We start from the raw sequence: 16777 nt of genomic DNA, 5'->3' as shown, positions 1-16777 counted from the left end.
CTTCCCAACCTTTAAACAGCTTAAAAGGAAGAAATTACTTCTATAAAGATAATGTAGCCATTATAGGATAGTGATCTGAATAATGTTCACTAAAAGATGTAAAACCATTTACATTAAAAGCTTCATCTGCAAAAATAAAATCAATTCTTACCGGAAATATTTTAAAGTCATGTGTACGTCCAAATCCACTTCCTGCCTCTTTAAAAGCATCCTGAAAATCACCTTTAATCTTTCTATACACATAAGAAAAAGCCGTGTTGTTAAAATCACCACAAACCACCATTTTGTATTTGCACTGTTTCTTATGCATTAAAAATAATTCCGTTTGAAACTGCTGCATCTTAAATGTAGAACCTACTCTTTTTAGCAACCTTTCGGAGTCTTCATTTTTAAGATTATCTACATCTGCATTGATTCGTAAAGACTCCAGATGAATATTATAAAATCTTATGGTATCACCTCCTTTTACTACATCTGCAAAAATAGCGTTGTTACCCGTATCGGGAAACTCGATGGACCCCGAATTAACTATAGGAAACTGTGAAAATATTGCTTGTCCGTATTTTGTTTTTTTTCCTGATAGTTTTTCAAACTTATACTTAAAAAAAGATAAGTTGATATTTTTATGGGGATGGTATTCTTGAAAACTCACTATATCTGGTGACTCACTCTTTATAAAATCAACCATTTTAGTTTCAATTGAGTCTTCCTTAATCCATTCATATAAATTAAACAACCTCACGTTATAGTTCATCACCTTTATATTTCCTTCACTCTCAATTGCCTTTGGTGACGAAAACTTATACAATGAACCAAAGGACATGTAACCTATAAATAGTATAAAAGCAGATAAAATGAACTGTTTTTTAAACCTGAGGAGCCAGTAAATAGCAAATAAAATATTAATTATAATTAAAAAAGAAACGCCCAAATTAAGAACAGACAAAACTGCAAATGTTTTTGGAGGTAAAAAAGGTAGAACAAATGAAAAAAGTAGTACTAGTGCCACCACAATATTAACGAAGTAGATAATTTTATTTATAAAACTTAACTTCTTCATGTGGTATGTTAATATTGATTTTTAAAGATTATTTCCCTGCTCTAAATAAAAAGTCCTTTTCTTCAGCAGTTAAGCTGTCATAACCACTTTTACTTATCTTATCTAAGATAACATCAATTTTTTTCTGATTATTAAACTCACTAAAATCAGCTTTAGTATAACCACCAACTTTACTTTTATTCTTATGCACTGTTTTTAGTGGACTTTTCTTAGACGGTTTAAACATACTAGCCAGAGCATCCATTATCTTTTCAAAACCCTTACCAATATCTTTTCCTTGTACCAATTGTTTAGCATAAACATAACCAAGTATAGCTCCCCCAAGGTGAGCTAGATTTCCTCCTGCATTACCACCAAACAAACCAATGCCATCTAATACAACTATAGCAGCACCTATATACCAAAGTTTTAATTTTATTGTGAAAAACCTGACTTCTTGATTGGGCATATAAGCACATATAAATATTAATAATGCTCTTACTGCTGCAGAGGCTCCAACTAATTTGGGATTACCTCCAAGAAAGCTTGGAAATAACCAATAACCCAACATGAATAATAAACCGCCACAAATAGCCCCAAGAAAGTAAATGTTCAAAGCCATTTTAGGGGAAAACAGGTTTAAAATCATACGCCCGATAAAATACAGCCAAAGCATATTAAATAAAATATGCAACACATCACCATGTAAAAATGCATAAGAAATAAGGCTCCATGGTTTTACAATAAAATCAGAAAACTCACTAGGTAATTTAAACCATTCTAAACTTAAACTAAAAAGTCTTTCAATGATAAAAACCACAACATTAATGGCAATTATTTTTTCTAAAACATTAAGCCGTTTTAATTTATCCTTTATATCTTGAGTAAGTGTCGTCATTTAATACCAACGGTTTCTATTAAACTGCTTTTTCTTCCAATACCACATGATTAGAAATCCTGTTAGTGCTCCTCCAACATGGGCAAAATGCGCAATATTACCATATCCAAAAATGGACTGCCCGCTTATACCTGATATTAAATCAATCAGAATGATTCCAGGAATAAAATATTTCGCTTTTATAGGAATTGGTAGAAATATCAACATCAATTCAGCATTAGGGTTCATCATACCAAAAGCTGCCATTATACCCATTAAACACCCAGAAGCCCCAACCATAGAATTTCTAGCTATAACATTCATATCAAACAACGATTTAAAAACGCCATCAGTAATTAGGTCTGGATTGAAGTTATATTCATTCAAAATTGGCATCATCCGATCCGCTAAAATTTCACCTTTAATATATGAACCTTCGCTAGCATCAATAGAAATAACCTTACTAAAAAGCTCAGAACTCATGTTCAAATCTGCTATTTGTTGGTAAGCTGAATAAAAGTCAATATAATAATAACCTACTTGCATTGCAACAGCCCCCAGGCCTGCAGAGAAATAAATAAATAAAAACCGTTTAGAACCTAATACTTGTTCTACAGGTGTTCCAAACATCCAAAGTGCGAACATATTGAAAAACAAATGAGACCAACCACCATGCATAAACATGTGTGTAACAATTTGCCAAGGTTGAAATGCTTCATGTTGTGGAAAATGCATTGCGAACCAATCGTAAAACAAAACTCCTTCTCCTATCGCAATCGTACCTATAAACATAATCACATTAATGATTAATAAATGTTTAACGGTTTCTGAAATTCGCATCATATTCTAAATAAATTTTTTATCTAATTCATCAACACTCATGGTAATAAATGTTGTTTTATTAGTTGGCGATACATTAGGTTCTTTACAGGCAAATAACTTGTTTACCAAATGTTCTTGTTCATCTTTTTGTAACGACTGTCCTGTTTTAATTGCTAAACTTTTTGCCATTGATTTCGCTAGTAAATCAGTAGCACTAAAATGTGCATCAGGAACTTCATTTTCAACATCACTAATAAGTTGTTCTAAAATAATAGAAACCTCACTTTCTGGAACACTAATTGGCACTCCAGTAATTTCTATCGACTCCTTTAAAACGTTTGAAAACACAAATCCAGTATGTTCTAAATCTTCTTTTAATTGATTTAAAATCTGAATCTCCTGAACTGAAAAATGCAATTGCAACGGAAACAACAATTGTTGACTTACAGCTTCTTTAATAGTCATGTTTTTCAAGAAATCCTCATATAAAACACGTTGATGCGCCCTATGTTGATCTATAACCAACATACCAGATTTAATAGTACTTACTATATATTTACTATGAAGTTGATAAGTAGTTTGAACTTGTTCAACGCTATTATCATCATCAAACATAGAGGCTGTTGATTCTTCACTTTCAAAATGAACCTCACTAAAATCTTGTGGTTCGCTATTACTTTTAGATTCTAAACCAACATACAAACTTTCCCAATTGGCAGCAGGTTCCTTTTTAAAACTTACACTTTTAGTTGATGTTCCAGTATTAGTTCTCCCTTCGTCTTGGAAAGGGTTAAAACTTTTGTCTACTTCTATTGCAGGCGCACTTGTAGATTTCTTATTAAAGTTATAAGGCGTATCAAGACTTGAGTCTCTTTCAAAGTCTAAAACCGGCGCAATATTAAACTGCCCTAAACTGTGCTTAACAGCAGAACGCAATAAAGCGTATAAGGTGTGCTCATCATCAAACTTAATCTCTGTTTTTGTTGGATGAATATTGATATCTATAGTTTGTGGATCTACCGTTAAATTCAGAAAGTAACTAGCATGTGTGCCGTTTTTTAACAGGCCATCAAATGCTGAGGCAATAGCATGATTGAGATATGCACTTTTTATAAATCTGTTATTTACAAAGAAATATTGTTCTCCTCTAGTCTTTTTAGCATATTCAGGTTTCCCTACAAAACCAGATATTTTTAGTACTTCAGTATCCTCTTCCACGGGTACCAATTTTTCATTGGTTTTGTTTCCAAAGATATTTACTATACGTTGTCGGTAATTACCAACTGGTAAGTTAAAAGATTCACTTCCATTATTATACATAGTGAAACTTATATTGCAATGTGCCAAAGCAACACGATGGAACTCATCAATAACATGACGAAGTTCAACAGCATTCGACTTTAAAAAATTACGACGTGCAGGAATATTAAAAAACAAGTTTTTCACAGAAACCGAAGTTCCTTTAGGCGTTACAATAACTTCCTGATCTCTTACTTCACTACCTTCAATAACGATAGAAGTACCAACATCATCACCCTCTTGTTTCGTTTTCAACTCTACATGTGCAATGGCCGCAATACTAGCTAAAGCTTCACCACGAAACCCTTTAGTGTCTAGTTGAAATAAATCTTCTGCTGAACGTATTTTAGAAGTAGCATGACGCTCAAAACTCAATCGAGCATCAGTTACACTCATGCCTTTACCATCATCAATTACCTGAATTAAGGTTTTGCCTGCGTCTTTTATTATAAGTTTTATTTTAGAAGCTCCCGCGTCAATAGCATTCTCAAGCAATTCTTTAACCACAGAAGCTGGACGTTGTACAACTTCTCCAGCGGCAATTTGATTTGCTACATGATCAGGTAAAAGCTGTATAATATCTGCCATGTATTATTTAGAAAAGAAAATAGATAAATCGAACCCAATAATAAATAAGAAAATTAAAACTAGAATACCAATTATAATAAGTACACGCCTGTTTGCTTCTCTATCTGGGTTATTTTTATAATCGTTTACAGCATTATTAAACTTTGCTTTTAAACCAGAATTATTACCAACAGTAGTTCTATGTTCATCAAACTTATGCTTAATTTCATATGGATTCCCTTCACCTTTATAGTAACGCGGTGTATAGCTAAACTTCTTGTTTTTACGTAATTTTAAAAGTCCCATGATTTTTAAGTTTTTAGGTTACATGTATTTTTTTTCTAATACATACATGAGAATCAATAATAATACCAAAGCTAATATTAATGTTCTAACCGGTAAAACACCTTTAACCGTTCGCTTACCATCTCTTGTTTCCTTCCACCTAGAAATAAAATCTTTATCAGATGTTTCATTGAATTCAGAACCTGTTTGATTCTCTTTTGAAAATCTAGGTTGATAGTTGAATCTTTTATGTTTACGTTGCTTAAACAAAATCTAGTAATGCTATTATTCCTATCACACCCTGCATAGGGTAATGGGCATTCTTCAAAAATACTTAAAAATAGATAAAATTAACCTGCAAAAAAGCCAAAAATTGTTAACAAAATAAAGACCGTAGATAGAAGTTAAAAACTGAAATTAGTACCTAAATACAACTAACTATTTTTACGAAGTTCTGCCATTTTTATAGCAGCAATAGCAGCTTCAGTACCTTTATTACCGTGTTTACCTCCAGAACGCTCTATAGCCTGCTGCATATTATTATCTGTGAGGACACAGAAAATTACTGGCGTCTCACGCATTACATTTAGGTCTTTTATGCCTTGAGTAACACCTTCACAAACAAAATCGAAATGTTTAGTTTCTCCTTGAATAACACTTCCAATGGCAATAACTGCATTAACCATTTGTTCCTGCATTTTTTTGCAACCGTAAACAAGCTCGAAACTTCCAGGAACATCCCAACGAATGATATTATTTGGCAATGCTCCGTTATCAACAAGCGCATCATATGCACCCTTATAAAGTCCTTCTGTTATGGTATCATTCCATTCAGAAACAACAATCCCAAACCGAAATTTACTCGCGTTTGGGATTGTAGCTTTATCGTATTCTGATAAATTTTTATTTTCAGTAGCCATATTACTTGCTAGCTAGTACTTGTGCTTTTCCTATAAATACATCTATATTAGCTGCCTCTGTGGCACTAGGGTAATCCGCTTTAATTCTTTCAAAATAAGACAATGCTTTGTCCGATTTTCCTAAATCTAAAGCAATATTTCCAGCTTTGTATAAATACATTGGTGTAGTATATTCATTGTCACGCATTTTAGCTGCTTGCTCATAATACCCTAAAGCATCTTCAGGTTGGTTTAACTGCACGAAAGCATCACCAATATTTCCTTTTGCCAATGGCGCTAAAATTTCATCATCACTTTTAAAATCACTTAAATGCTCAACCGCATTTTTGTAATCTTTCAATCTTAAGTAAGCAGTACCGGCGTAATAACTAGCTAAATTAGCAGCATCTGTACCTCCATATTCATTAATAATATCTAACATTCCAAACTTCCCTTCTCCTCCGTTTAAGGCTAAAGTGTATAAGGAATCTTTTGCTACTGCAGTAGTAGCTTCATCAAAATATTTTTGAGCTTGAAACATATCGTTCATTGCAGCTGTTTGTTTTGGGCCAGAAATAAATTCTTTATATCCTAAAGAACCTAAAACTACTGCCGCTACAACTCCAATAATGATAAAAATATACTTTTGGTTTTTCTCAACAAAAGCCTCTGTCTTTGAAGCTGTTTCATCAAGGGTATTAAAAACCTCAGCTGTTGTAGATCCGTCTTCAATATTCTGTTGCTTTTCTACTTTAGTTTTAGGTTTAAAACCTCTCTTCTTGTAAGTTGCCATATATTATAAATTAATGCGCCGCAAAAATATAATTTTTCTTCAGAACTAAAAGGTTATTTATTTGATAATTTTCGATAATTTGCACTTCTTTTTGAAGGTTTTCCTCCTAAATCAGTTTTTAAGTTGCTTTTGGTAGTATGATTTTAAAATCACTTTCGTTACTTAACTATAAAAATTTCGATAACAAATCGTTTGAATTCGACAGTAAAATAAACTGTATTGTTGGAAATAACGGTATTGGGAAGACCAATGTTTTAGATGCTATATACCACCTTTCTTTTGGTAAAAGCTACTTTAATCCTGTAGCTACTCAAAATATAAAACATGGTGAAGATTTTTTTGTGGTTAATGGTGAATACAACAAAGAAGATAAAAACGAAAAAATTGTAGTTAGCTTAAAACGAGGTCAAAAAAAAGTCATTAAGCGAAATGCCAAGGCCTATGAAAAATTTAGTGAGCATATTGGCTTTTTACCTTTGGTAATTATTTCTCCCGCTGACAGAAATCTAATTATTGAAGGCAGTGACACCAGACGTAAATTTATTGATAGTGTAATTTCGCAAAGCGATAAAAGCTATTTATCACATTTAATTAATTACAATAAAATTCTGGCTCAACGAAATGCCTTGTTAAAATATTTTGCTTTAAACCACACATTTAATGCCGATACTTTAGACGTTTACAACAGCCAACTTACCGAATACGGCACACTTATTTTTGAAAAACGTGATGTCTTTTTAAAAGAATTCATTCCTATTTTCAAAGAACGCTATGAAGGCATTAGCAATGGAAACGAAGTGGTTGATTTAGCATATCACAGCCATTTATTTGAAGATGATTTAAATAGCCTTTTACAACATGCTTTAAACAAAGACAAGGCGTTACAATACACTAGTGTTGGCATACATAAAGATGATCTACATTTTAATATTGAAGAACATCCTATTAAAAAATTTGGGAGTCAAGGTCAGCAAAAATCGTTTTTAATAGCCTTAAAGTTGGCGCAATTCGATTTTATTAAAGCACATAGTGGCGTAAACCCTATTTTGCTACTTGATGATATTTTTGATAAGTTAGATGAACAACGTGTATCACAAATCATTAAATTAGTAGATGACGAGAATTTCGGCCAATTGTTTATTAGTGACACCCATGCCGAACGTACCGAAAAAGCAGTAAAACAGGTACATCAGTCTTATGAAATTTTTAAACTTTAAAAATGCCTAAACGCAACAACGAACATATCAGTATTAAAGATGCCTTAAAGGAATTTGTTGAAACCAACAAACTGGAAAAAGGTTTGGACAAAGTCAATGTTGCCGAGGCTTGGGCAAAACTTATGGGAAATGGTGTTAACAATTACACTACCTCTGTAAACCTACAAAGAGACACACTTTATGTTCAACTTAGTTCTAGTGTATTAAGGGAAGAATTGAGCTATGGCAAACAAAAAATTATTACCATGCTTAATGAAGAACTAGGTAAAGAAATTGTTAAGAAATTGATTTTACGCTAATTACAGATTTCAATTAATTGTAAAAACTTCATTAAAAACCAACAACCTATTATTATTTACGTTACCTTTGGCGCTTAATTATTATTTTAATACAAATTACAATGAGTAAAGGTACCGTAAAATTCTTCAATGACTCTAAAGGTTTTGGATTTATCGTTGAAGAAGACAACAACAAAGAACATTTCGTACACATTTCAGGACTTATCGATGAAATTCGTGAAGGTGACAATGTTGAATTCGATCTACAAGAAGGTAGAAAAGGATTAAACGCCGTAAACGTAAAAGTAATCTAAGATATATACTTTAACAATTACAAATGCAAAGTCTGCTAATTTATTTTGGCAGACTTTTTTTATTTATTATCTTTTGGTCGCATAACACTATGTAGAATAATTGCTTATGATTATTTGGCATAGGTTTTGTAAAGTAATTAGTATTAATTTAATATTTTAAACATGAGTAAAGGAACAGTAAAATTCTTCAATGATTCAAAAGGTTTTGGATTCATAATAGAAGAAGGTTCAAACAAAGAACATTTTGTTCACATTTCTGGATTGATTGATGAGATTAGAGAAGGTGATAATGTAGAATTCGATCTTCAGGAAGGTAGAAAAGGCTTAAACGCAGTAAACGTAAAGGTAATTTAACATATATCATTTCACGTTTTAGAAAAAAAAAGCCCGCAACTAAGTTCCGGGCTTTTTAATATTTAAAAGTTATATAACTTAAAATTGTTCTCTACCTGAAAAATGAAAAGCACCTTCAATAGCCGCATTATCATCACTATCACTACCGTGAACAGCATTCTGACTGATAGATTCTGCATATAATTTTCTTATGGTTCCTTCAGCAGCATCAGCAGGATTTGTTGCACCAATTAATGCTCTAAAATCATCAACAGCATTATCCTTTTCTAAAATAGCTACTACTATTGGCCCTCGAGTCATATATTCAACTAACTCACCAAAAAACGGACGCTCATTATGAATTGCATAAAAAGTCTCAGCATCTGCTTTTGTCATTTGAGTTAATTTCATGGCTACAATTCTAAATCCTGAAGCCGAAATTTTTTCTAATATTGCGCCAATGTGTCCTTTCTCAACAGCATCTGGCTTAAGCATTGTAAATGTTCTATTTGTTGCCATTATAAAAATATATTTCGTGCAAAAATAACCTATTTCTAATTAAAAACAAGACAAAGCAATTTTAAAAAATTGTATATTCGTCGTCTATGAATAAACAAGACATTGAGCGCATAAAGCAGTTATTATCAGCACCTAAAAAGATAGTAATTGTTCCACATAAAAACCCTGATGGAGATGCCATTGGTTCAACACTTGGATTGTATCACTACCTTTTAAAGGGAAACCATCAAGCAACTGTAATAACACCAAACGATTATCCTAAATTTTTAAAATGGATGCCAAGTGAAAGCTCCATTTTAAAGTATGATTCAAAAACCCAAGAATGTAAAGACTTAATAAATGAGGCCGATATCATTTTTACCTTAGATTTCAATGCTTTTCATAGAACTGGTCATATGGAAAATGTACTCGCAGAAAGTAAAGGCCTCAAAATAATGATAGACCATCATCAAGCTCCCGATGACTATGCTACATTTATGTATAGTGATGTTAGCATGAGTTCGACCTGTCAAATGATATATCATTTTATTGAAATGCTGGAAGATTTAAATGAGTTAGACTCAAATATTGCCACATGTTTGTATGCTGGTATTATGACAGATACTGGGTCTTTTAGATTTGCTTCAACAACAAGTACAACACATAAAGTAGTGGCAGACCTTATTGAAAAAGGTGCTAAAAACTCTGATATTCATAATAATGTTTATGACACCAACAGCTATAACAGGCTACAATTATTAGGCTGTGCTTTAAACAATTTAAAAGTAATTCCAGAATCAAAAGCAGCTTATATAACCTTATCTCAAGATGAACTTAATAAATATAATTACTCAAAGGGAGATACCGAGGGAGTTGTAAATTATGGCTTATCATTAGATGGCGTTGCGCTAGCTGCTATTTTTATTGAAGACAAACAAGAAGGTATTATAAAGATTTCTCTTCGATCTAAAGGCAACTTCTCTGTAAACGAAATGTCACGTACGCATTTTAACGGTGGAGGTCATACCAACGCCGCTGGGGGCAAGAGCTATTTATCATTAAAAGACACGATTGAAAAATTTATTAGTATATTACCTTCTTATAATAAAGCCCTAAATGATGAATAAATTACTAACCCTTACCTTACTATTGCTAGTAATTGGCTGTAAAACACCTGAAGCCAGAAGACCTATCTTTTCAAAGTCTGGTTCTTTTATAGATGAATCTGTAGCAAGGAACAAAGAGTTAAATTCTAAGGAACAAGCTGCTATAGAAAAAATCATGAAACAGCATGATTATAATTATATAGCCTCACAAAGTGGATTTTGGTATTATTACAATACTAAAATAGATACAGACACTTTAAAAACTCCGGATTTTGGAGACATTGTTAATTATAATTACAATGTAAAAGCTTTAAACGGTAATCTGATATATTCAAAATCAGACCTTAAAACACAAACTTATGCTATGGATAAAGAAGAGCTTTTTACTGGTTTACGTGAGGGCTTAAAACTTATGAAAACTGGAGAAACAGTAACTTTTCTTTTCCCGTCACAAAAAGCATATGGTTATTACGGAGATGAAAACAAAATAGGAACCAACGTTCCTCTTATCTGCGAAGTAACAGTAAATTCTATTACCCAGATTAAAAGCCAATAAAATGCCCTATTTTAAAAACTTAATAAAGATTTCATTTTTATTATTAGTTATTATTAGTACCTCTTGTAAAGCTCCTTACCCCAAACTTGAAGATGGCTTATATGCTGAGTTAAAAACCACAAAAGGGGTTATGATAGCTAAATTAGCATATAACAAGGCACCTATTACAGTAGCTAATTTTGTGTCACTTGCAGAAGGGACTAGTACTATGGTTGACAGTGCTTATCTGGGAAAAATGTTTTATAACGGACTAACTTTTCACCGTGTCGAAGATGCCTTTATGATTCAAGGAGGAGATCCCTTAGGGACCGGAAGAGGAAACCCAGGTTACAGGTTTAAAAATGAATTTCATCCAGATTTGAATCATGACAAATCAGGTGTATTAGCAATGGCTAACGCTGGACCTAATACAAATGGCTGTCAATTTTATATAACTGAAGTACCAAGACCAGACCTAAACAACCGATATAGTGTTTTCGGCGAATTAATACAAGGGGCTGACATTCAAGACAGTATTTCAAATGTAAAAACTGACGAACGAAATAAACCTCTTGTAGATGTTATTATTCAAGAAGTGAATATTATAAGAAAAGGGAAAGACGCCAAAAACTTTGATGCTCCTAAAATTTTTAATGAGCATTTTGCAGTAGAAGAACGAAAAGAAAAAGAGCTGAAAGAAAAGGCCGAAGCCATTTTAAAAGCTTCTAAAGAGAAGTTTGAAAAACAAAAAGCAAAAGCCATTACACTCCCATCTGGTTTGCAATTTTTTGTTTCAGAAGCAGGAGAAGGCCAAAAGCTACCAAAGGCCGCCAAAGTAAAAACGCATTATGCAGTGTATTTTGAAAGCGGAAAACTACTTGAAACCAGCAGCCTTAAAATTGCTGAATCATTAGATGCTGTTAACCAAAAACGTAGGGACGTTAATAGGTATCAACCTATAACTGCAGATATTGGTCCAGATGCACAAATGATTCCAGGGTTTAAAGAAGGTCTACAACAATTAAGTGTTGGTGACAAAGCCACTTTATTTATACCTTACCACCTAGCTTACGGAGAATCTGGAACAAGAGGAATCCCTGGAAAGTCTAATATTATTTTTGAAGTAGAAATACTAGAACTTGTAAAATAAAACTATAACATAATTATCTAAATAAAACCATGCATCTATTAAAATTTGATTGGAACCCTTTAACAGGAATAGATATTATTGGCAATTTTAAATTGCATTTTTACAGCCTTATGTGGATTGTAGCTTTTGTAGTTGGCTGGTATATTATGAAACGTATTTTTACTAAAGAAAAGATTTCAATTACCTATTTAGACCCTTTATTTATATACACCGTTGTAGCAACTATGATTGGTGCACGTTTAGGTCATGTTTTGTTTTATCAATCAGAATTAATAAGCGAAGACTTTTTTAGCATATTCTTACCCTTCAAGTTTAAAGGCGGATTTGAATTTACCGGATTTCAAGGGTTAGCAAGTCACGGAGCCGCTATAGGTATTATTATAGGCATGTATTTATATCGAAAAAAATACAAGTATAAATCTTTGCTCTGGGTGCTAGACCGCGTGGTAATTTCTGTGGCCTCAGGTTCTATATTTATTAGAATTGGAAACTTTATTAATTCTGAAATTATTGGAGAGAAATCGGGTGACTTTGCTTTGGGTGTTCGGTTTATTCAAGATTACTATTATAAAAGTCAAATTACACAACTCACTGGTATTAAAGATGTACAAAAGGCTTATAATGCTGTTACAGACAATCCACAATTTGCAGAATTATTAGAGCAAGTTCCTTACCGTCACCCTGCTCAATTATATGAATCATTTTGCTATATTTTTGTGTTTTTAATTTTATGGTATTTCTATTCTAAAACACCAAAGAGAGATCAAACTGGATATTTATTTGGTTTATTCTTAGTTTTACTTTGGACGGTACGTTTCTTTGTAGAATTTGTAAAGGAACCTCAAGGAGATGAATATATAAATTGGTTTGGTTTACAAACAGGACAATGGTTAAGCATTCCATTTATAATAATTGGCCTGTATTTTATGTTTTCTTATAAACCAAAAGTCCCTGTTAAGTAGTTATGACAGTAAAATCTTTTCTAATTTGTTTATCTATTCCTTTTTATTTACTTGCTTGTAAAGGCGAAAAAAAAGAGGTAAAACAAACTGAAATCACTTTTAAAAAAGAAGGTGAATTATTGATTCATAAAATAAAAACAGATTCATCTACAGTTGCTTTAGATATTGAAATTGCAGATACTGATTTTGATATTCAAACGGGATTGATGTATAGAAGTTCCATGAAGACAAATAGGGGGATGTTGTTTGTTTTTGATGATGTTGCTCAGCGTTCATTCTATATGAAAAACACGAAATTCCCTTTAGATTTAATTTTTATTGATGAAAATAAAATCATTGTAAGTTTTCAAAAAAACGCAAAACCTTTTGATGAATCTTCGTTACCATCAGGTGCGCGAGCAAAATATGTTTTAGAAATTAATGCAGGTATGGTTGATACTTGGAGGCTTACTGTTGGAGATAGTTTGAGTTATACGGAATAACAAAGTTTATTGTTTAAATACATATTGACTATAATACTAGACCAAAACCAAATTGGAAGAAGACCATAAATTTACCGATTCTATTTTCAATTCGATGAAAACGCTCCTTAAAGGAGAAATAATATTTATTGAAAGAGTTAACAATTGGTCAATAGAGGTTCTTGTAAAATGGAATAAAAGGAGAACTACAGTTGTAATAAAATCAAGAAAATCAGATTTAAAACCAGATTTCGTTTCTTGTTCTTTGAGTAAGGCACATTTTATAAGTTTTATCTCTAGGTCTGATACTTTTAATTTTTCTGGTGAAAAAAGTGAATTTTCAGAGTTAATTCTCGCAAGCCCATATGCTATTTCGCTTATGAATTCTAAAAACCCATCAATAGAACTCAGGAAAAATCAATTAATTTTTAAAGGAAGTATTAAGAAAAAAGATTTAACTAGTTTATCTAATATTTTTAGATTAAATGAATTGCTAATGGAGGAAATTGACGAATTACATAATAAGTCAAATAATCGGTAATAGTAATTATTTTCTTTTTCTTTAATTTAGTTTTAGAAAACCATGCTAATCATGAAAACCTTGAAGAGACTACCAGCTTTAATACTATTAAGCATATTAATAATCGCTTTAAGCTGTAACACCAAAGCTGAGGCCATACATACAGAAAACTGGGGAGAAGCAAACAACAAACCAGTCTATTTATATACCCTTACAAACAAAAATGGGACACAGGCGAAACTCACCAATTACGGCGCTATTCTTACGTCGTTATTAATTCCTGACAAGGACAATAATTTTACCGATGTTGTTTTAGGTTTTGATAATCTGGATCAGTATGTTGCTGATAATCCATGTTTCGGTGCAACAATAGGACGATTTGCAAACCGGATTAGAAACGGTCAGTTTAAAATTGATTCAACAACTTATAATATTGTTAAAAATGCAGATAAACACCATATTCACGGTGCTTTAGAATTTAACAGAGCTGTTTGGGATGGAAGTACTTTTACAAATGAATCTGGTATTGGGGTTGTTTTTAAATACCTTTCAAAAGATGGCTCCATGGGGTTTCCTGGTAATTTAGATGTTACAGTAACTTACACGTTGACAAATAATAACGATTTAAAAATAGATTTTGAAGCCACTACCGATAAAACAACCCATGTTAACTTAACGCATCACAGCTATTTTAATTTAGCAGGAACTGATAAGTTAATTTATGATCATAAAATTAAAATTGATGCCGATAATATTACTACCATAGACGAAGACATTGTTCCGACTGGCGAAATGGAATTAGTGAAAAATACCGACAAAGATTTAACTTCTTACACTAGAATTAGAGACCATATTGGTAAGTTTAAAAACAACGGATACCATTTTTGTTATGTTTTTAATAAAGACCTTAAAGAAGCTAAAAAAGTAATTGAAGTAATAGAGCCAGAATCTGGAAGAACCATGGCTGTAACCGCCACACAACCGAGTGTTCAGTTCTATTCGGGGAATGCCATTAGTGAAAAAATTATTGGTAAATATGGTGTGAATTACAAACCGCATTCGGCCTTTTGTTTAGAAACTCAACATTTACCAAACACACCTAATTTACCTAATTTCCCAACTACATTACTTAAACCAAATGAGACTTACAAAGAACATGTTATTTATAGTTTTGGAATTACTAGTGAAGAAGCTTCAACAAAACCTAAGAAAAAGAAAAGGCCAATAGCATTAGAAAACGGTAAATTCTTTGAAAGCGATGGGCGAAAAATGCTTTATGGTGGTAAAGATTCCATTCAGCATTTTGATATTAGTAACAGTTCGTTAAAAGATGGCCAATTCCACTATGGTATTGGTCGAGAAAAATTCCCCGCTTTATTGAACCCTGAATTTATAACTATAAAACAGGCAGACACCATTTGGGAAGATAACTCAAGGTTTCTCCTAGCCCATTCAGGGAATGATATAAAAGCATATTCAGTAAAAGATTTAACCCGTCATGAAGTTGTTAATGATGTTTTAAACGGACAACCTATTATGGCTGTTTATTGCATTCTGGCAGATTTAGGCGCTATTTATGAACGCAACTATGGGGACACAGAATTAACCTTTGCTCTAAGCGGTTATACTTACTTTGATAATGATGTTTGGGATGGTTTAGATGGTTTTGTGCTCTGGGATAGAGAAACAGAAAGTCTCTGGTGGCCTTTAATTGGTAAAGCAGTATCTGGTTCTTTAAAGGATGTTAAGCTTTTAGAAATGGATAAGACTAATTGGAAAGACATTACATGGAAAGACATAAAAACCAATTACCCCAATGCCCAAGTTTTAAAATCTAATCAAGATTTTGAAAGACCAACAAAGTGGACTAAACTAGAAGATGTTACTGAGATAAAAAACCAATTCATCCAAAATGACAATTAGTTATAATTGTTGTAGTGAATTAGTTGCTTTTCAAAAGCCACTTCCAACTATTACAACAGCTATTTTGTCTCCATTTCGTTGTCTATTCTTGTAATTAGCTTATTTGTGGTAGATATCATATTGTTATACTTTTCAATCAATGAGTTGTTATTAAAAATTATTAAGGCACATCCGTTTTTAAATTTTTGACTTTCCAATAATAATTGAACTCTTTCTTTGCCAATATCTACTCTGTTTTCTGGTGAATTACCAACCTGTTGGAAATAGTTTTTTATTGAACTATTTACATCTGCAAAGGTATAATACTGGTCATATATAAGTATATCTAAATCATGCTGAATGTGATTTTCAAGATATCTTATTTTTTTATACCCAATATCCATATTAAGTAAATCATTCTTTATAGAATCGTTCGAAATAATAGCAAGGTTTCCTGAGTTTAACAATTCCTGAAAAGTATTATTATTAAAGTCACTAGGAAACCAAAGACAAACATTAATAACATGGAGGTTAAAATGATCTAAATCTTCAACAAGTTGATTTTCGTAATAATCAATAATAATATTTGAGGACTCTATGTGCGCTTCTCTTGCCTTTACTGTTTTTTGAAGTTCTAACAGGTTTAGTGATAAATCGGCTTTGATCCCTCTTAAATAACTAAGTTCTCTTTCTCTAGTTTTATTGGCTTCGTTAACATTATTAATCTGAAGGGCAATGAGTATGCCTATTACCACAAGAAAAATTTCACCAATGGCATACAAAACATACTTAGTGACTTTATTTTCTTTTATTAAGTTTTGACGGATTTTTCTAAAGAATTTTATCATTGGTTGGTTGATTACATTTTGACGTAGCTTAAAATTAGTCCAATTGGACTCACCTCTTGTTACAGGCTACTC

Annotated in this window: 21 protein-coding genes; 11 read left to right on the top strand and 10 right to left on the bottom strand. The window is 32.3% G+C overall.

Annotated features, from left to right (window positions below):
- Positions 1-40 precede the first annotated feature (40 nt).
- The 8 genes from FUA22_RS03690 to FUA22_RS03655 form a co-directional block, all read right to left on the bottom strand.
- Positions 41-754, bottom strand: a complete 714-nt coding sequence (locus FUA22_RS03690; protein ID WP_241664743.1) for an endonuclease/exonuclease/phosphatase family protein — start codon at positions 752-754, stop codon at positions 41-43.
- A gap of 334 nt (positions 755-1088) precedes the next feature.
- Entirely contained in the window at positions 1089-1937 is an 849-nt protein-coding gene (locus tag FUA22_RS03685; RefSeq protein ID WP_147766479.1) for a rhomboid family protein, read from the bottom strand.
- Complete coding sequence (locus FUA22_RS03680) at positions 1938-2759, bottom strand: rhomboid family intramembrane serine protease (RefSeq protein WP_147766478.1); 822 nt, start codon at positions 2757-2759, stop codon at positions 1938-1940.
- 3 nt (positions 2760-2762) lie between these two features.
- Positions 2763-4625: a DNA mismatch repair endonuclease MutL gene (gene mutL, locus FUA22_RS03675; protein WP_147766477.1), complete on the bottom strand. Its 1863-nt coding sequence runs from the start codon at positions 4623-4625 to the stop codon at positions 2763-2765.
- A 3-nt stretch (positions 4626-4628) separates the two neighbouring features.
- Entirely contained in the window at positions 4629-4910 is a 282-nt protein-coding gene (locus FUA22_RS03670) for a riboflavin synthase subunit beta (protein WP_147766476.1), read from the bottom strand.
- 18 nt (positions 4911-4928) lie between these two features.
- Positions 4929-5159, bottom strand: coding sequence for a hypothetical protein (locus tag FUA22_RS03665; protein WP_147766475.1), 231 nt, complete (start codon positions 5157-5159; stop codon positions 4929-4931).
- A 164-nt stretch (positions 5160-5323) separates the two neighbouring features.
- Entirely contained in the window at positions 5324-5809 is a 486-nt protein-coding gene (gene ribH / locus FUA22_RS03660) for a 6,7-dimethyl-8-ribityllumazine synthase (RefSeq protein ID WP_147766474.1), read from the bottom strand.
- Position 5810: 1 nt separating this feature from the next.
- Positions 5811-6581, bottom strand: a complete 771-nt coding sequence (locus FUA22_RS03655; RefSeq protein ID WP_147766473.1) for a tetratricopeptide repeat protein — start codon at positions 6579-6581, stop codon at positions 5811-5813.
- Positions 6582-6718: 137 nt separating this feature from the next.
- Between FUA22_RS03655 and recF the strand changes: the two genes are divergently transcribed.
- The 4 genes from recF to FUA22_RS03635 all read left to right on the top strand — a co-directional run bounded on the left by recF (position 6719) and on the right by FUA22_RS03635 (position 8744).
- Positions 6719-7798, top strand: coding sequence for a DNA replication/repair protein RecF (gene recF, locus FUA22_RS03650; protein WP_147766472.1), 1080 nt, complete (start codon positions 6719-6721; stop codon positions 7796-7798).
- Positions 7799-7800: 2 nt separating this feature from the next.
- Complete coding sequence (locus FUA22_RS03645; RefSeq protein WP_147766471.1) at positions 7801-8097, top strand: DUF721 domain-containing protein; 297 nt, start codon at positions 7801-7803, stop codon at positions 8095-8097.
- Between the two features lie 101 nt (positions 8098-8198).
- Positions 8199-8390, top strand: a complete 192-nt coding sequence (locus FUA22_RS03640) for a cold-shock protein (protein ID WP_076698245.1) — start codon at positions 8199-8201, stop codon at positions 8388-8390.
- Positions 8391-8552: 162 nt separating this feature from the next.
- Positions 8553-8744 (top strand): cold-shock protein, encoded by a 192-nt coding sequence (locus FUA22_RS03635; protein WP_147766470.1) that lies wholly within the window; start codon positions 8553-8555, stop codon positions 8742-8744.
- A gap of 78 nt (positions 8745-8822) precedes the next feature.
- Here the strand turns inward: FUA22_RS03635 and FUA22_RS03630 are convergent, their stop codons facing one another.
- Complete coding sequence (locus tag FUA22_RS03630; RefSeq protein ID WP_147766469.1) at positions 8823-9242, bottom strand: nucleoside-diphosphate kinase; 420 nt, start codon at positions 9240-9242, stop codon at positions 8823-8825.
- An 86-nt stretch (positions 9243-9328) separates the two neighbouring features.
- Between FUA22_RS03630 and FUA22_RS03625 the strand changes: the two genes are divergently transcribed.
- The 7 genes from FUA22_RS03625 (at position 9329) to FUA22_RS03595 (ending at position 15878) form a co-directional block, all read left to right on the top strand.
- On the top strand, positions 9329-10348 hold the full coding sequence (locus FUA22_RS03625) for a DHH family phosphoesterase (protein ID WP_147766468.1): 1020 nt from the start codon (positions 9329-9331) through the stop codon (positions 10346-10348).
- Complete coding sequence (gldI, locus tag FUA22_RS03620) at positions 10341-10883, top strand: gliding motility-associated peptidyl-prolyl isomerase GldI (protein ID WP_147767410.1); 543 nt, start codon at positions 10341-10343, stop codon at positions 10881-10883. The genes FUA22_RS03625 and gldI overlap by 8 nt, the downstream gene beginning before the upstream one ends.
- A 1-nt stretch (position 10884) precedes the next feature.
- Positions 10885-12012, top strand: coding sequence for a peptidylprolyl isomerase (locus tag FUA22_RS03615; RefSeq protein ID WP_147766467.1), 1128 nt, complete (start codon positions 10885-10887; stop codon positions 12010-12012).
- A gap of 29 nt (positions 12013-12041) precedes the next feature.
- Positions 12042-12974: a prolipoprotein diacylglyceryl transferase gene (gene lgt, locus FUA22_RS03610; RefSeq protein ID WP_147766466.1), complete on the top strand. Its 933-nt coding sequence runs from the start codon at positions 12042-12044 to the stop codon at positions 12972-12974.
- Between the two features lie 2 nt (positions 12975-12976).
- A complete protein-coding gene (locus FUA22_RS03605; RefSeq protein ID WP_147766465.1) occupies positions 12977-13456 on the top strand; it encodes a DUF192 domain-containing protein in 480 nt (159 codons plus the stop codon).
- Positions 13457-13550: 94 nt separating this feature from the next.
- Positions 13551-13976 (top strand): hypothetical protein, encoded by a 426-nt coding sequence (locus tag FUA22_RS03600; protein ID WP_147766464.1) that lies wholly within the window; start codon positions 13551-13553, stop codon positions 13974-13976.
- A gap of 51 nt (positions 13977-14027) precedes the next feature.
- Positions 14028-15878, top strand: a complete 1851-nt coding sequence (locus tag FUA22_RS03595) for an aldose epimerase family protein (protein WP_170309834.1) — start codon at positions 14028-14030, stop codon at positions 15876-15878.
- Between the two features lie 59 nt (positions 15879-15937).
- Here the strand turns inward: FUA22_RS03595 and FUA22_RS03590 are convergent, their stop codons facing one another.
- The gene (locus FUA22_RS03590) at positions 15938-16705 is read right to left on the bottom strand and encodes a DUF6090 family protein (protein WP_147766462.1); all 768 of its coding nucleotides are present in this window, start codon (positions 16703-16705) and stop codon (positions 15938-15940) included.
- Between the last annotated feature and the right edge of the window lie 72 nt (positions 16706-16777).

Source organism: Seonamhaeicola maritimus (genome assembly GCF_008056315.1).
Taxonomy (GTDB): Bacteria; Bacteroidota; Bacteroidia; order Flavobacteriales; family Flavobacteriaceae; genus Seonamhaeicola; species Seonamhaeicola maritimus.
The sequence above is the reverse complement of the archived record's forward strand: the minus strand, read 5'-3'. Positions and strand labels throughout refer to the sequence as shown.

Coding starts and splice junctions, on each gene's coding strand:
- FUA22_RS03690 (WP_241664743.1), bottom strand. CDS start 754: ATGAACTATAACGTGAGGTTGTTTAATTTATATGAATGGATTAAGGAA.
- FUA22_RS03685 (WP_147766479.1), bottom strand. CDS start 1,937: ATGACGACACTTACTCAAGATATAAAGGATAAATTAAAACGGCTTAAT.
- FUA22_RS03680 (WP_147766478.1), bottom strand. CDS start 2,759: ATGATGCGAATTTCAGAAACCGTTAAACATTTATTAATCATTAATGTG.
- mutL (WP_147766477.1), bottom strand. CDS start 4,625: ATGGCAGATATTATACAGCTTTTACCTGATCATGTAGCAAATCAAATT.
- FUA22_RS03670 (WP_147766476.1), bottom strand. CDS start 4,910: ATGGGACTTTTAAAATTACGTAAAAACAAGAAGTTTAGCTATACACCG.
- ribH (WP_147766474.1), bottom strand. CDS start 5,809: ATGGCTACTGAAAATAAAAATTTATCAGAATACGATAAAGCTACAATC.
- FUA22_RS03655 (WP_147766473.1), bottom strand. CDS start 6,581: ATGGCAACTTACAAGAAGAGAGGTTTTAAACCTAAAACTAAAGTAGAA.
- recF (WP_147766472.1), top strand. CDS start 6,719: ATGATTTTAAAATCACTTTCGTTACTTAACTATAAAAATTTCGATAAC.
- FUA22_RS03645 (WP_147766471.1), top strand. CDS start 7,801: ATGCCTAAACGCAACAACGAACATATCAGTATTAAAGATGCCTTAAAG.
- FUA22_RS03640 (WP_076698245.1), top strand. CDS start 8,199: ATGAGTAAAGGTACCGTAAAATTCTTCAATGACTCTAAAGGTTTTGGA.
- FUA22_RS03635 (WP_147766470.1), top strand. CDS start 8,553: ATGAGTAAAGGAACAGTAAAATTCTTCAATGATTCAAAAGGTTTTGGA.
- FUA22_RS03630 (WP_147766469.1), bottom strand. CDS start 9,242: ATGGCAACAAATAGAACATTTACAATGCTTAAGCCAGATGCTGTTGAG.
- FUA22_RS03625 (WP_147766468.1), top strand. CDS start 9,329: ATGAATAAACAAGACATTGAGCGCATAAAGCAGTTATTATCAGCACCT.
- gldI (WP_147767410.1), top strand. CDS start 10,341: ATGAATAAATTACTAACCCTTACCTTACTATTGCTAGTAATTGGCTGT.
- FUA22_RS03615 (WP_147766467.1), top strand. CDS start 10,885: ATGCCCTATTTTAAAAACTTAATAAAGATTTCATTTTTATTATTAGTT.
- lgt (WP_147766466.1), top strand. CDS start 12,042: ATGCATCTATTAAAATTTGATTGGAACCCTTTAACAGGAATAGATATT.
- FUA22_RS03605 (WP_147766465.1), top strand. CDS start 12,977: ATGACAGTAAAATCTTTTCTAATTTGTTTATCTATTCCTTTTTATTTA.
- FUA22_RS03600 (WP_147766464.1), top strand. CDS start 13,551: ATGAAAACGCTCCTTAAAGGAGAAATAATATTTATTGAAAGAGTTAAC.
- FUA22_RS03595 (WP_170309834.1), top strand. CDS start 14,028: ATGAAAACCTTGAAGAGACTACCAGCTTTAATACTATTAAGCATATTA.
- FUA22_RS03590 (WP_147766462.1), bottom strand. CDS start 16,705: ATGATAAAATTCTTTAGAAAAATCCGTCAAAACTTAATAAAAGAAAAT.